Origin of the sequence: Lentzea sp. HUAS12 (genome assembly GCF_024125735.1) — a bacterium.
GTDB classification, from domain to species: domain Bacteria; phylum Actinomycetota; class Actinomycetes; order Mycobacteriales; family Pseudonocardiaceae; genus Lentzea; species Lentzea albida.
The window spans coordinates 8,759,473-8,772,616 of sequence record NZ_CP099738.1 but is presented as its reverse complement, the minus strand read 5'-3'; the positions used below and the strand labels follow the sequence as shown (position 1 = coordinate 8,772,616).

Below are 13,144 nucleotides of genomic sequence, written 5' to 3'. Positions count from 1 at the left end.
CCAGCCAGACGCAAAACAAGGCACACAAAAAAGACCCCCTGAGCCACCAGCTCAGGGGGTCCCTCAAAAGCTCACCGCCGCATGAACGGCGGAACATCCACCTCATCGTCAGGATCGTCCGTGACCGGCACCGGCCGAGAAGGCAGAGACCCGTTGGGCGACGACAACGACCGAGGCACCGAGGGCACGTACCCGTTCCCCTGAACCGGCGAGGGCTGAGGCGGCACGCTGGTAGGCGGCTGCGCAGGAGGCGCCTGCCGAACCTCAGGCTGAACGGGCTGCTGGACCTGCTGCACGGGCTGCTGGACCGGCTGAACGTGCTGAACCGGCGGGGTCTGAGCCACCGGAGCGTGCGTGGGCGCAGCCGAAGCGGAAGCGATCGGCCCGCTGGCCGTCCGCGGCGGCGAAGACAACGCCGTCGGCTCCAGCTTCTTGTGCGTGGGTCCGCCGCCGTCGAACCCGGCCGCGATCACCGTGACCCTGACCTCGTCGCCGAGGGAGTCGTCGATGACCGTACCGAAGATGATGTTCGCGTCCGGGTGCGCCGCTTCCTGGACCAGCGAGGCGGACTCGTTGATCTCGAAGAGGCCCAGGTCGGAGCCGCCGGCGATCGACAGCAGCACGCCGTGCGCGCCCTCCATCGAGGCCTCGAGCAGGGGCGAGTTGATCGCCTTCTGCGCGGCCTGGACCGCTCTTCCCTCGCCTCGGGCCGAGCCGATGCCCATCAACGCGGAGCCCGCGCCGGACATGACCGACTTGACGTCGGCGAAGTCCAGGTTGATCAGACCGGGGGTCGTGATCAGGTCGGTGATGCCCTGGACACCGGAGAGGAGCACCTCGTCCGCGGACCGGAAGGCGTCCATCAGGCTCACGCCGATGTCGCCGAGCTGCAGCAGCCGGTCGTTGGGGATGACGATGAGCGTGTCGCACTCGTTGCGCAGGGCCTGGATGCCGTCCTCGGCCTGCTTGGCGCGGCGCTTGCCCTCGAACGAGAACGGGCGCGTCACCACACCGATGGTCAGTGCGCCGAGCTTGCGGGCGATCGAGGCCACCACCGGCGCGCCGCCGGTGCCCGTGCCGCCGCCTTCACCGGCGGTCACGAAGACCATGTCGGCCCCCTTGAGGACCTCCTCGATCTCCTCGCGGTGGTCTTCGGCGGCCTTGTGCCCGACCTCCGGGTTCGCGCCGGCGCCGAGGCCGCGCGTCAGCTCACGGCCGATGTCGAGCTTGACGTCGGCATCCGACATCAGCAAGGCCTGTGCGTCGGTGTTCACCGCGATGAACTCGACGCCCTTGAGCCCGACCTCGATCATGCGGTTGACGGCGTTGACACCGCCACCACCGATGCCGACGACCTTGATCACCGCGAGGTAGTTGTGCGGGGGCGTCATCGGATCCGCCTTCCTGATCGTGGTCCGTGCTGTGGTGGGTGTGATGCACCCGGATTGAAACTCTCAACCTCTCCTCGAGGCTCAGAGTTATGTCAACCCCATATGTTCCTGCTGGACGGTAAGCACCGGCGGCACGTCGGTCCAGCAGCCACGCCGTAGGGTCCCAACACTGTGCGCTACTACTCCCCGGTCGTGCCGTCAAGTAGTTCCGCATGGTCCTGAGGACGACGCACCACAAGCCTAGTCGGACGCCGAATCAGAGATCGTCTCGCCCATGCCTTCGCCGGTTCCACCGCTTTTCCGGTGATCAGCTCGGTCACCGCGGGAGTCGGCACCGAACACCCCGCCCCGGCCTTGAGTACTTCCTTCGGGTGACAACGATCAAACCGGCTAATACCGCCGGTGGCTCTCCGATGAGCACGTGTAGTCGTTCACCACCCTGGAGGCACGTCTTGGCACCCGCACCCGCGTCCGTGCGTTCGCTCGTCGTCGAAGCGATCGTCCTGGAACTCGTCACGAGCAGGCTGGGCAGCCTCGTCGTACGGGTCGCGCTGGCGCGGCTGAGGCCGAACGGCTGACGGCGAGCCGAGGAGATTGCCGTGTGCTCCCCGTTGATCCGCAGGTCCGCGCACCGGCGGACGCGCCGCTTCCCCACGCCGTCGAGGCCACCGGCTCCACGGCGTTAGCCGTCACGCCCTCGAACTGAAGGACCACCGTGGAAACACTTCCACCTGTAGTGACCGTCGGGCCCGAGGTGCCCCCGAGACGTCGGCCGCCGTGGCTGGCGATCGGTTTCGCCCTCGTCGCGCTGACGGCCGGCGGACTCGGCTTCGGGCTCGGCAGAGCCACTGGCCCCGACCTGCTCCGTTCCGCCGGCGCGCCCTCGAACGCGCCGTCCGCGTCCTCGTCGCCCGCCGTGTTCGACGTCGACGGGTCGATGACCGTGAACGGCTCCTGCGGTTCCGGCGGCTACAGCGACATCACGCTCGGTGGCCAGGTCGAGATCGTCAACCAGGACAACGAGGTTCTCGCGGTCGGCACCCTGATGACCGGCTTGGGCTCGTGCAAGTTCAACTTCGCCGTGAGCGGCGTTCCCAAGGGAGAGCGGCTCTACGGCGCGAAGATCGGCAACGCCAACCGCGGTGTCATCTGGAAGACCCAGCAGGCGGCCGAGGCCGAAGGCTTCCACCTGACCCTCGGCTAGGACACCGTGGCCAGGTCGGGCGACGACACGTCGTAGGTCTTGCCCTCCCGTGTGAGCAGCACGAGCAGCACGGCGCCCTTGCGCGGCGTGTCCTCGGAGCTGCCCCACTTCACCACGCGCTCACCGGTCAGGGTCAGCTTCACGTCGGCACCGGTCGTCGCCGCCACCGACACGACCTCGGGCCGCAGCTTCTCGGGCAGCTCGTTCAGCACGCCGACCACGGCGCGGGTGGCCGGGTCCGAGGACGACGGCAGGGTGAGCACCAGTTCGGGCACGCCCTGCGCCGCCGCCGGCACCACCGCGTAGTCCTTGCCGGTGGAATCGACGAGGTGGAAGCCGTCGGGCAGCTTCACCGAGCCGACCGGGCTGCGTTCGGTGAGCAGCAGGCGGACCGTGCCGGGGAGCTGGCGTTCGACCTCCACGGCGGCCACGCGCGGGATGCCCGCGACGCGGTCGTGAATTTCCTGGAGGTCCAGGCGCACCAACGGGGATCCCGCCTCGATCGCCGCCACGGCGCGGACCTCGTCCTCGGTCAGGGCCGTGTTGCCGCGGACGTCGACCTGGCGCACGCCGAGCAACGGCGTGAAGAAGACGCAGTAGACCAACGCCACCACGGACAGCACCGTCAGCAGCGCGACCAGGCGGCGGCGCAGGATGACCCTGCGCCGCGCCCGGTACTCGGCGCTCTTCGGTCTCCGGTTCGCGGGGCGAACTCGCGTGGACCTGCCGCGAACCGGGGCGCTCATGCCTGCTCTTCGGTCGCCAGCGCGCTGACGATCTCGGGGCCGAGCATCGTCACGTCGCCCGCGCCCATGGTCACGACCAGGTCGCCCTCGCGCACGAGCGACGCCACCAGCGACGGCACCCGGTCGAACGACGGCTCGTAGTGCACGGAGGCCGTGACCTGGCCGGCGATCAGCTCACCGGTCACGCCCGGCTCCGGCTCCTCGCGGGCGCCGTAGACGTCGAGCACGACGACCTCGTCCGCGAGGGACAGCGCCGCCGCGAACTCCACGGCGAACGTGCGGGTCCGCGAGTACAGGTGCGGCTGGAACACCACGACGAGACGGCCCGCGCCCGCGACCGGACGCGCGGCACGCAGCTGTGCGTCGACCTCGGTCGGGTGGTGGGCGTAGTCGTCGTACACCGACACGCCACCGCCGCGGCCCTTGAACTCGAACCGCCGCCGCACACCGCCGAACGCGGCCAGGCCCTCCAGCAGACCGGTCTGGTCGGCGCCGAGTTCCAGACCTGCCAGCAGAGCAGCGACGGCGTTCAACGCCATGTGCTCACCCGGCACCGCGACCCGGACCTCGACCGGCACGCCGTCGATCTCGACCGACGCCAGGCCGCCCGACTCGAACGGCTTGTAGTCGACCAGGCGCGCGTCGGCCCCCGAACGCCCGTACTCGCGCACGCGGATGCCGCGCGCACGGGCCTCGGCGATCAGCCGCGCCGCGCCGGGATCGTCCACACAGGACACCAGCACGCCGCCGGGCACGATCCGGTCGAGGAACGAGTCGAACACGGCCGTGTAGGCCTCGACGGTGCCGTGGTGGTCGAGGTGGTCCGCCTCGACGTTCGTCACGACGGCGACGGACGGCGAGAAGAACAGGAACGAGCCGTCGGACTCGTCCGCCTCGGCCACGAACACGCCACCGGTGCCCTGGTGGGCGTTCGCGCCGGACTCGTTCAGGTCGCCACCGATGGCGAACGACGGGTCGAGGCGGCAGTGCTGCAACGCGACGGTAAGCATCGACGTGGTCGACGTCTTGCCGTGCGTACCGGCGACGCACACGACGCGATGGTCTTCCATCAGCGCCGCGAGGGCCTCGGCACGGCGCAGCACGGTAATGCCGCGCTCGAGGGCCGACGCGTACTCCGGGTTCGTGTCCTTGATCGCGGTCGACACCACGACCTCGGTCGGGCCACCGGGGAGCTGGTCCAGGTTCGCGGCGTCGTGACCGACGGCGATCCGCGCACCCTGGGCGCGCAGGGCCAGCACGGTCCGCGAGTCCTTGGCGTCCGAACCGGACACCTGCACGCCGCGCGCCAGCAGGATGCGGGCGATGCCGCTCATGCCGGCACCACCGATGCCGACGAGGTGAACGCGTTCGAGGCTCACTTCTTGATCACATCCAGAACTGTGCGGGCCAGGACCTCGTCCGCCTCGCGACGGCCGGTGCCGAGCGTCGCCGCGGACATCTGCGCGAGCCGGGCGCGGTCCGCCATCAGCGGCACCACGAGCGACGCGACCTTCTGCGGCGTGAGCTCCTCGTCGGGCACGAGGATGCCACCACCGGCGGAGACGACCGGACCGGCGTTCAGCGCCTGCTCGCCGTTGCCGATGGGCAGCGGCACGAACACCGCGGGCAGGCCGACGGCCGACACCTCGGCGACGGTCATCGCGCCCGAACGGCACAGCACGGCGTCCGCGGCGGCGTACGCGAGGTCCATGCGCTCCAGGTACGGCACCGGCACGTACGGCGGGCGGCCCGGAACCTGTTGCACCGCAATGTTGTTCTTCGGGCCGTACGCGTGCAGCACGCCCACGCCCGCACGGGCGAACTCGGCGGCCACGGGCGCCACGGCCTCGTTGATCGACCGCGCGCCCTGCGAGCCGCCGAACACCAGCAGCACCGGCGCGTGCGGGTCGAGGCCGAAGAAGCGGCGGGCCTCGTCGCGCAACGCCGCGCGGTTCAGCGACGTGATGGACTGGCGCAGCGGGATGCCGATGATCTGCGCGTCGGTGAGGCCGGAGTCCGGCACCGCCGCGGCGACGTGCTCGGCGAACTTCGCGCCGACCTTGTTCGCGAGACCGGCCTTGGCGTTCGCCTCGTGCACGACGATCGGCACGCGTCCCCGCGCGGCCAGGTACGCGGGCAGCGCCACGTAGCCGCCGAACCCGACGACGACGTCCGCGCCGACGCGGTCCAGCACCTCGCGGGTCTGCTTCACGGCGCCGCGCACGTTGAGCGGCAGCTTCAGCAGGTCGAGGGTGGGCTTGCGCGGCATCGGCACCGGTGGGATCAGCTCCAGCGGGTACCCGCGAGCCGGGACGATCTTGCTCTCGAGGCCGCGCTCGGTGCCGAGCGCGACGACACGCGCGTCCGGCCGCAGCCGCATGACCGCGTCGGCCAGCGCCAGTGCCGGCTCGATGTGACCCGCGGTGCCACCACCTGCGACCACGACGCACGGACCACTGGGGGCAGGGTGCCCGGTCAAGACTTCTCCCGAAGGTAGGTGATCGAATTCAGTTCGGTCGCCCGCGACCGCGGGTCGACCGGCCAAGCTCTGAACGGCTCTGTGTGCGCCGCGAATCGCGGCGACGGTACTCCGAAGGCGGAGCGGAGCGTCCAGCCATACGACGTTCGTCCACCACCGGAAGTTGCTGCGTCCGAGAACGCCCTGGTGCGCGCGGCGGTGTGGAGGGGCGGACGGGCTTGCGCTTCGAGGGCACCCGGTACGCCTCGGGCGCGGGCAGCCGCAGCAGGCCGCCGACCCGGCCGGGACCGAGCGACCGCAGCGCCGACACGGCTTCCGGCTCGTGCCGCGCGCAGTTCGCGAGGATGCCGAACACCACCATGGTGATCACGACCGAGGTGCCGCCGGAGGAGATCAGGGGCAGCGTGAGGCCCGTGACGGGCAGCAGCCGCACGACGTAGCCGATGTTGATCGCGGCCTGCGCGACCAGCCACACCGTCAGCGTCGCGGACACGATCCGGATCCACGGGTCGGTGTTGCGCGACGCGATCCGCAGGCCCACCCACGCGAGCCCGCCGAACAGCGCCAGCACCAGCGCGCACCCGACGAACCCGAGCTCCTCGCCGATCACGGCGAAGATGAAGTCCGACTCGACGTTGGGCAGGTACCGCCACTGCGAACTGCCCCGCGCGAGCCCCTTGCCGAACAGGCCGCCGTCGGCGAGCGCGAACATCGCCTGCCGCGCCTGGTGACCGGCGCCCTCCGGGTCGGCGTCGGGGTTGAGGAACGTCGTCACGCGCTGCAGCCGGTACGCGGCACCGATCGCGAGCACGACGGCGCCCGCCACCGCACCGGCGGCGATCACGCCGAACAACCGCATCGGCGCGCCCACGAACCACAGCAGGCTGATCAGCACGACGCCGAGCGTGATCGTGCCACCGAGGTCGGGCTGCAGCATGACCAGCGCGAACACCAGCATCGCGACCGGCACGACGGGTACCAGCAGGTGCCGGTACTGCGACAGCAGCGCCCTCTTCGTCACCAGGACGTGCGCGCCCCACAGCGCCAGCGCGAGCTTCACGGCCTCGATCGGCTGGAACGACACCGGCCCGACCGTGAACCACGACCGCGCACCACCGCGCACGTCGCCGAGCGGAGTCAGCACCAGCGCGAGCAGCAGCACGCCGACGCCCATCGCGGCCGTCGAGAAGTGCCGGAGCCTGCGCAACGGGAACCGCAGCACCACCCAGAACAGCACGGCGCCGATGCAGACGTAGATCAGCTGCTTCTGGAACACGCTGTACGCGGACACGCCCGAGGCGACCTGGCCGGGTGCCGACGCCGACAGCACCATCACCAGGCCGAGCACGGTGAGCATGCCGAAGATCGCGAGCAGGAGGTGGAAATCGGCGAGCGGGCGGCCCAGCCACGACGTCAGGCCGGTGCGCAACGAGGCGACGCGGCCCGCGGGACGACCCTTCCGCTTGCTTCTCGGCTTGTCGGCGACGACGGTCACCAGATCATCGTCTCCTGTGTCAAGCGCTCGAACGGGGATTCCTGGGGCGTGTCGCCCCTTGGAGTCGTGACCGCTGGCCTTCGCCCCGTATTTCGACGGTCAGACGGGTGCATCGTGGCACCGGCCCCGCGCCTTCGTACCGGGTTGTACGGGGGCGCGGGGCCGGTGCCACGAGGCGCCCTGCTGAGCGCCGGAAGACGCGGTGGAGGTCGGCGGTCACGACTCCACCACCCTACCGACCACCCGTGAGGTGCCTGACGGCATCCGTGAACGCCTGCCCGCGGTGCGCGTAGTCGCTGAACATGTCCATCGACGCCGCCGCGGGAGCCAGGAGGACCGTGTCCCCGGACTGCGCGAGTTCCTGCGCCTCGCGCACGACCGCGAGCATCGGGTCCGCGTCACCGGCGAGGTCGAGCACCCGCACCGGCACGTCCGGCGCGTGCTTCGCCAGCGCCTCCGCGATCACCGCGCGGTCCGCACCGATCAGCACGGCACCTCGCAGGCGATGAGCCTCCGTCCGGACCATCTCGTCCACCGAGGCGCCCTTCAGGAGCCCGCCGGCGATCCAGACCACGCTGTCGAACGCCCGCAGGGACGCCACCGCCGCGTGCGGGTTCGTCGCCTTCGAGTCGTTGACGTACTTCACGTCGGCGGCGTCCACGGTGACCAGCACGGCGCGGTGCGCGGCCGGTTCGAACGCCTCCAGGCCCTCGCGCACGGCCTCCGACGGCACGCCGTACGCGCGCGCCAGAGCCGTGGCCGCCAGGGCGTCCGCGATGCCGGGAGGGCCTGCCGGACGGATCTTCGCGACCTCGACCAGCGGCTCGTCGTCGGCGAACGCGCGGTCGACCAGCCAGCCGTCGCGCACGCCGAGCTGCCCGCGTTCCGGCTCGTCGAGGGTGAACCCGACCTTGTCCTTGGCGGGCGCGGCCTCCAGCAGGTCGACGACCCGGTCGTCCTCCAGCCAGCCGATCGCCACCTCACCGGTGAGGACCTGCGCCTTGGCCTGCGCGTAGGCGTCCATGCCGCCGTGCCAGTCGAGGTGGTCCTCGGCGAGGTTCAGCAGCACGCCCGCCTGCGGCCGCGCCGACGGCGCCCAGTGCAGCTGGAAGCTCGACAGCTCCACCGCGAGCACCCGACGACCGGCCAGCAGCGCGTCCACGACGGGCAGGCCGACGTTGCCGCAGGCCACGGCGTCCGCACCGGCGGCGTGCAGGATCGACTCCAGCATGCCGACCGTCGTGGTCTTGCCGTTCGTGCCCGTGACCGCGAGCCACACCGGCGGGTCGGCCAGCTCGGCCGCCATCCGCCAGGCCAGCTCGACCTCGCCGATCACCTCGATGCCCGCCGAGGTGGCGGCCGCGAGCAGCGGGCTCGACGGCTGCCAGCCGGGGCTCGTGACCACGAGGGAGGTGCCGGCCGGGGGTTCCGCCAGGCCGGGCACCAGGTCCACGCCTTCGAGCAGGGTCTCGAGCGCCGCCAGTCGTTCCGGCGACGAGTCCGTCACCACGACCTCGGCGCCCGCCGCGAGCAACGCCTCCGCGGCGGACCGGCCGGTCACCCCAGCACCGGCGACGAGCACCTTGGTTCCGGCCAGCTTGGTCATAGCTCTAGAAACCGCCCGTCAGCCACTCGCTGTAGAAGACACCCAGACCGAACATGCAGCAGATGCCCGCCATCAACCAGAACCGGATGATGACCGTGGTCTCCGCCCAGCCCGCCAGTTCGAAGTGGTGGTGGAACGGTGCCATGCGGAACAGGCGCCGCCGTGAGGTGCGGAAGACCGCGACCTGCAACGCCACCGACAGGGCCTCGACCACGAACAGACCACCGATGACGATCATCAGCAGCTCGGTGCGGGTCGCGATCGCGAGACCGGCGACGAGACCGCCGAGCGCGAGCGAACCGGTGTCACCCATGAAGATCTTGGCCGGGGCCGCGTTCCACCAGAGGAAGCCGATGCAGCCCGCCATCGCGGCCGCGGCGATCACCGCGAGGTCCAGCGGGTCGCGCACGTCGTAGCAGCCGGCCACGGCGTAGCTCGAGCAGTTGTAGCGGAACTGCCAGAACGAGATCACGACGTACGTGCCGAACACCATCGCCGACGAACCACCGGCGAGGCCGTCGAGGCCGTCGGTCAGGTTCACGGCGTTCGACCACGCGGCGACCATGCCGTAGCAGAAGACGATGAACCCGACGACGCCGAACGAGACGACGGTGATGTCGCGGACGAACGACAGGTTGACCGACGCGGGCGTCAGGCCGTCCTTGTTCGGGAACTGCAGCACCAGGATCGCGAACGTGATCGTCGCGATGAACTGGCCGACCAGCTTCGCCGTCTTGTTCAGGCCCAGGTTGCGGGCCTTGCGGATCTTGATGAAGTCGTCGAGGAAGCCGACGATGCCGAGCGACGTCGTCAGCATCAGCACGAGCAGGCCGGACGCCGTCGGGGTCTGCCCGGACGCCGAGGCCGACATCGAGTTCACGAGGTGCGTGCCGAGGTAGCCCGCCCACATCGCGACCAGGATGGCGAGACCGCCCATGGTCGGCGTGCCGCGCTTGGTCTTGTGGTGCTGCGGACCGTCCTCGCGGATCTCCTGGCCGAAACCCTGCCGGGAGAAGATCTTGATCAGGTACGGCGTCAGCAGGATCGACACCGCGAGTGCGATCGCAGCCGCGATCAGGATGCTCTTCACTTGGTTCCTGCCTCCAGCAGGGCCTCGGCAATGCGCCACAGGCGATAGGCGTTGGATGCCTTGACCAGCACTACGTCACCGGGCCGGACTTCCCCCTGGAGCAACGCGATGGCCGCGTCGGCGTCCGGCACCCTGACGGATTCGTCTCCCCAAGATCCTTCCAGGTGCGCGCCCTGGTGCATCGCGCGGGCCGCTTCACCGACGACGACCAGCTTGCTGATGTCGAGGCGCACCACCAGGCGGCCGATCTCGTCGTGCTCGCGCACCGCGTCGTCGCCCAGTTCCGCCATCGGGCCGAGGACGGCCCAGCTGCGGCGGGCGGGCGTGGTGGAGCGCGCGATCGACGCCAGCGCCTTGAGCGCCGCCCGCACCGAGTCGGGGTTCGCGTTGTAGGCGTCGTCGATGACCGTCACGCCGTCGGGACGGTCGGTGATGTCCATGCGGTGCGCGGAAACCCGTTCGGCGGCACCGAGTCGCTGCCCCACCTCTTCCGGCGTGGCACCGAGTTCGAGGGCGATGGCGGCGGCGACCAGCGCGTTGCCGACCTGGTGCGTGCCGTTGAGGCCGAGCTTGACCTGCGCGTCGCCCTTCGCCGTCTTCAGCGTGAAGCTCGCACGGGCGTGCTCGTCCAGCACGATGTTCTCGGCGCGGACGTCGGCGTTCGGGTTCTCGCCGACGAGCACGACCTTGGCCTTCGTGCGGCTCGCCATGCCGGCGACCAGCGGGTCGTCGGCGTTGAGGATCGCGACGCCGTCCTCCGGCAGCGCTTCGACCAGCTCACCCTTGCCCTGCGCGATGCCCTCCCGCGAGCCGAACTCGCTGAGGTGCGCGGTGCCGACGTTGAGCACGGCGCCGAACTTCGGCGGGGCGATCTCGCACAGGTTCGCGATGTGGCCGATGCCGCGCGCGGACAGCTCCAGCACGAGGAACCGGGTGTCCTCGGTGGCCCGCAACGCCGTCCACGGGTGGCCGAGCTCGTTGTTGAACGACCCGGGCGGCGCGATGGTCTCGCCGACCGGGCTCAGCACCTGGGCGATCAGGTCCTTGGTGGACGTCTTGCCCGCCGAGCCGGTGATGCCGACGATCGTCAGGTCCTTCAGGCGGTCCGTGACGTGGCGGGCGAGCTTGGCGAGTGCTTCGAGCACCGCCGCACCTTCGCCGGTCTTGTCGCCCGCGAGCACGTAGGCGTTGGCGTGCTTGGTCTCCACCGGCGGTGCGATGACCGCGGGGGCGTCGACCTCGCGGCCCGCCAGCACCCCGGCGGCACCGGAGGCCACGGCCTGCGCGGCGAAGTCGTGGCCGTCCACGCGCTCGCCGGGCAGGGCCAGGTACAGGCCACCCGCGGTGATCTTGCGGCTGTCGAACTCGATGGTGCCCGTGACCACCGGACTGCCATCGGTGGCGTGCAGGCGTCCGCCGACGATCTCAGCGATCTCGGCGAGCGTGAGTGCGATCAACGGTGCGCCTCTCTGATCGCGGCGGTCAGCGTCTCGACGTCCGAGAACGGGTGGATCACGCCGGCGATCTCCTGTCCGGTCTCGTGCCCCTTGCCCGCCACGACGACGACGTCCCCCGGAAGTGCGAGCTCGACGGCCTTGCGGATCGCGAGCCTCCGGTCGCCGATCTCGAGCACCTCGCCCCGGTTCGCGGTGGCGAGGGCCCCTTCGAGCATGGCGGCCCGAATGGAGGACGCGTCTTCGCTCCTGGGGTTGTCATCGGTGATGATCAACACCTCGGCGCGTTCCGCCGCGGCCTCGCCCATCAGCGGCCGCTTCGCCCGGTCGCGGTCGCCACCGCAGCCGAGCACGACGATCACCCGGCCGTCGGTCTTGGCACGCACGGCGTCCAGCGCGAGCGCGACGGCCGCGGGCTTGTGCGAGTAGTCGACGACGGCGGTGAAGTCCTGGCCCTCGTCGACGCGCTGCATGCGGCCGGGCACCTGGACGTTCTTCAGGCCCTCGGCGATCGCCTCGCCGCTGATGCCCTCGAGGTGCAGGCACGCGATGGCCAGCAGGGCGTTCGCGATGTTGAAGCTGCCGGCGAGCGGCAGGTGGATGCGGAGGTCGCCGTCGGGGCCGTGCGCGGTGAAGGTCTGTTCACCGGTCGCGCTCACCTCGACGTCGCTGGCGGTCCAGTCGGCGTCCTTGGTCGTCGCGACGGTGACGGTGCCGTCCTTGACCAGGCGGGGACCCCACTCGCCGTCGACGCAGACGACCTCCTTGCGCGCGCGGCCGTCGAACAGCTGCGCCTTGACCTGGAAGTACTCCTCCATGTCCGCGTGGAAGTCGAGGTGGTCCTGGCTGAGGTTCGTGAACGCGCCGATCTCGAACTCGGTGGCGGCGACGCGACCCATGTGCAGCGCGTGGCTCGACACCTCCATCGCCACGTCGGTGACCCCGCGCTCGGCCATGACCGCGAACAGCGCCTGCAGGTCCGGCGCCTCGGGCGTGGTGTGGGAGCTGCCGAGCTGCTCGGTGCCGATGCGGGTGCCGACCGTGCCGATGAGGCCCGTGTGCTTCCCGGCGGCGCGCAGCACCGACTCGATCATGTACGTGGTGGTGGTCTTGCCGGACGTGCCGGTGACACCCCACAGCTTCACCTTCGTCGACGGCCGGCCGTAGACGTGCGCGGCGAGCAGGCCGACGACCTCGCGGGGCCGCGGGTGGATCAGCACGGGCACGTCCTTGAGGGAGTCGCGCGCGGCTCCGGCCTCGTCCGTGAGCACGGCGACGGCACCGTTCTCGATCGCCGTCGCGGCGAAGTCGGCACCGTGGACGTGCGCGCCCGGGAGCGCGGCGTAGAGGTCTCCGGCGACCACGTGCTGAGCACGCAGAGTTACCCCCGTCACCTGGACGTCGGCATGTGCTGGCCTGGTCAGGTGCACGTCGGCGACCGCGGCGAGAGCGGCCACGGAAGCAGGGCGGATGGCGGTGGGGCGGGGCGGGGCGGTCGCGACCTTGCCCTCGAGCTTGGCAGGCACGGGCGAGAGGCTACCGGCCTGCGCGGAGTGGCCGAGCGGCGCGTTGGCGTTCGGGTGATGATCCGCTGTTCTGGGCCGTTCGAGTGGCCTCCCGCGCTGGTGCTCGTGAGCGAGCCCGTCCGGCCGCACAAGTTCCTGCCCGCTTCGTGACTT

11 protein-coding genes are annotated in these 13,144 nt (G+C 70.8%); 2 read left to right on the top strand and 9 right to left on the bottom strand.

Annotated elements, in window-relative coordinates; translation table 11 throughout:
- Window positions 1–71: 71 nt before the first annotated feature.
- Window positions 72–1,391, bottom strand: a complete 1,320-nt coding sequence (gene ftsZ / locus ND450_RS41210) for a cell division protein FtsZ (RefSeq protein WP_253323434.1) — start codon at window positions 1,389–1,391, stop codon at window positions 72–74.
- Window positions 1,392–1,843: 452 nt separating this feature from the next.
- On the opposite strand from ftsZ, the gene ND450_RS45825 reads away from it, so the two are divergent.
- Window positions 1,844–1,969 carry a hypothetical protein gene (locus tag ND450_RS45825; RefSeq protein WP_256557389.1) on the top strand — a complete coding sequence of 42 codons (126 nt, stop codon included), beginning with the start codon at window positions 1,844–1,846 and terminating at the stop codon, window positions 1,967–1,969.
- A gap of 176 nt (window positions 1,970–2,145) precedes the next feature.
- On the top strand, window positions 2,146–2,595 hold the full coding sequence (locus ND450_RS41205) for a hypothetical protein (RefSeq protein WP_253323433.1): 450 nt from the start codon (window positions 2,146–2,148) through the stop codon (window positions 2,593–2,595).
- Here ND450_RS41205 and ND450_RS41200 read toward each other — a convergent pair.
- From ND450_RS41200 to ND450_RS41165, 8 genes are all read right to left on the bottom strand, one after another.
- The gene (locus ND450_RS41200) at window positions 2,592–3,341 is read right to left on the bottom strand and encodes a cell division protein FtsQ/DivIB (protein ID WP_253323432.1); all 750 of its coding nucleotides are present in this window, start codon (window positions 3,339–3,341) and stop codon (window positions 2,592–2,594) included. The genes ND450_RS41205 and ND450_RS41200 overlap by 4 nt on opposite strands.
- Window positions 3,338–4,675 (bottom strand): UDP-N-acetylmuramate--L-alanine ligase, encoded by a 1,338-nt coding sequence (gene murC / locus ND450_RS41195; RefSeq protein ID WP_089917698.1) that lies wholly within the window; start codon window positions 4,673–4,675, stop codon window positions 3,338–3,340. Before murC ends, ND450_RS41200 begins: the two co-directional genes overlap by 4 nt.
- A gap of 41 nt (window positions 4,676–4,716) precedes the next feature.
- On the bottom strand, window positions 4,717–5,820 hold the full coding sequence (murG, locus tag ND450_RS41190) for an undecaprenyldiphospho-muramoylpentapeptide beta-N-acetylglucosaminyltransferase (RefSeq protein WP_253323431.1): 1,104 nt from the start codon (window positions 5,818–5,820) through the stop codon (window positions 4,717–4,719).
- Between the two features lie 28 nt (window positions 5,821–5,848).
- Window positions 5,849–7,315, bottom strand: a complete 1,467-nt coding sequence (gene ftsW / locus ND450_RS41185) for a putative lipid II flippase FtsW (protein WP_371927564.1) — start codon at window positions 7,313–7,315, stop codon at window positions 5,849–5,851.
- A gap of 232 nt (window positions 7,316–7,547) precedes the next feature.
- Window positions 7,548–8,921, bottom strand: coding sequence for a UDP-N-acetylmuramoyl-L-alanine--D-glutamate ligase (gene murD, locus ND450_RS41180; RefSeq protein ID WP_253323430.1), 1,374 nt, complete (start codon window positions 8,919–8,921; stop codon window positions 7,548–7,550).
- A 4-nt stretch (window positions 8,922–8,925) separates the two neighbouring features.
- Window positions 8,926–10,011 (bottom strand): phospho-N-acetylmuramoyl-pentapeptide-transferase, encoded by a 1,086-nt coding sequence (gene mraY, locus ND450_RS41175; protein ID WP_253323429.1) that lies wholly within the window; start codon window positions 10,009–10,011, stop codon window positions 8,926–8,928.
- On the bottom strand, window positions 10,008–11,468 hold the full coding sequence (gene murF, locus ND450_RS41170; protein ID WP_253323428.1) for a UDP-N-acetylmuramoyl-tripeptide--D-alanyl-D-alanine ligase: 1,461 nt from the start codon (window positions 11,466–11,468) through the stop codon (window positions 10,008–10,010). The genes mraY and murF overlap by 4 nt, the downstream gene beginning before the upstream one ends.
- Window positions 11,465–12,991, bottom strand: a complete 1,527-nt coding sequence (locus ND450_RS41165; protein ID WP_371927563.1) for a UDP-N-acetylmuramoyl-L-alanyl-D-glutamate--2,6-diaminopimelate ligase — start codon at window positions 12,989–12,991, stop codon at window positions 11,465–11,467. Before ND450_RS41165 ends, murF begins: the two co-directional genes overlap by 4 nt.
- Window positions 12,992–13,144 lie beyond the last annotated feature (153 nt).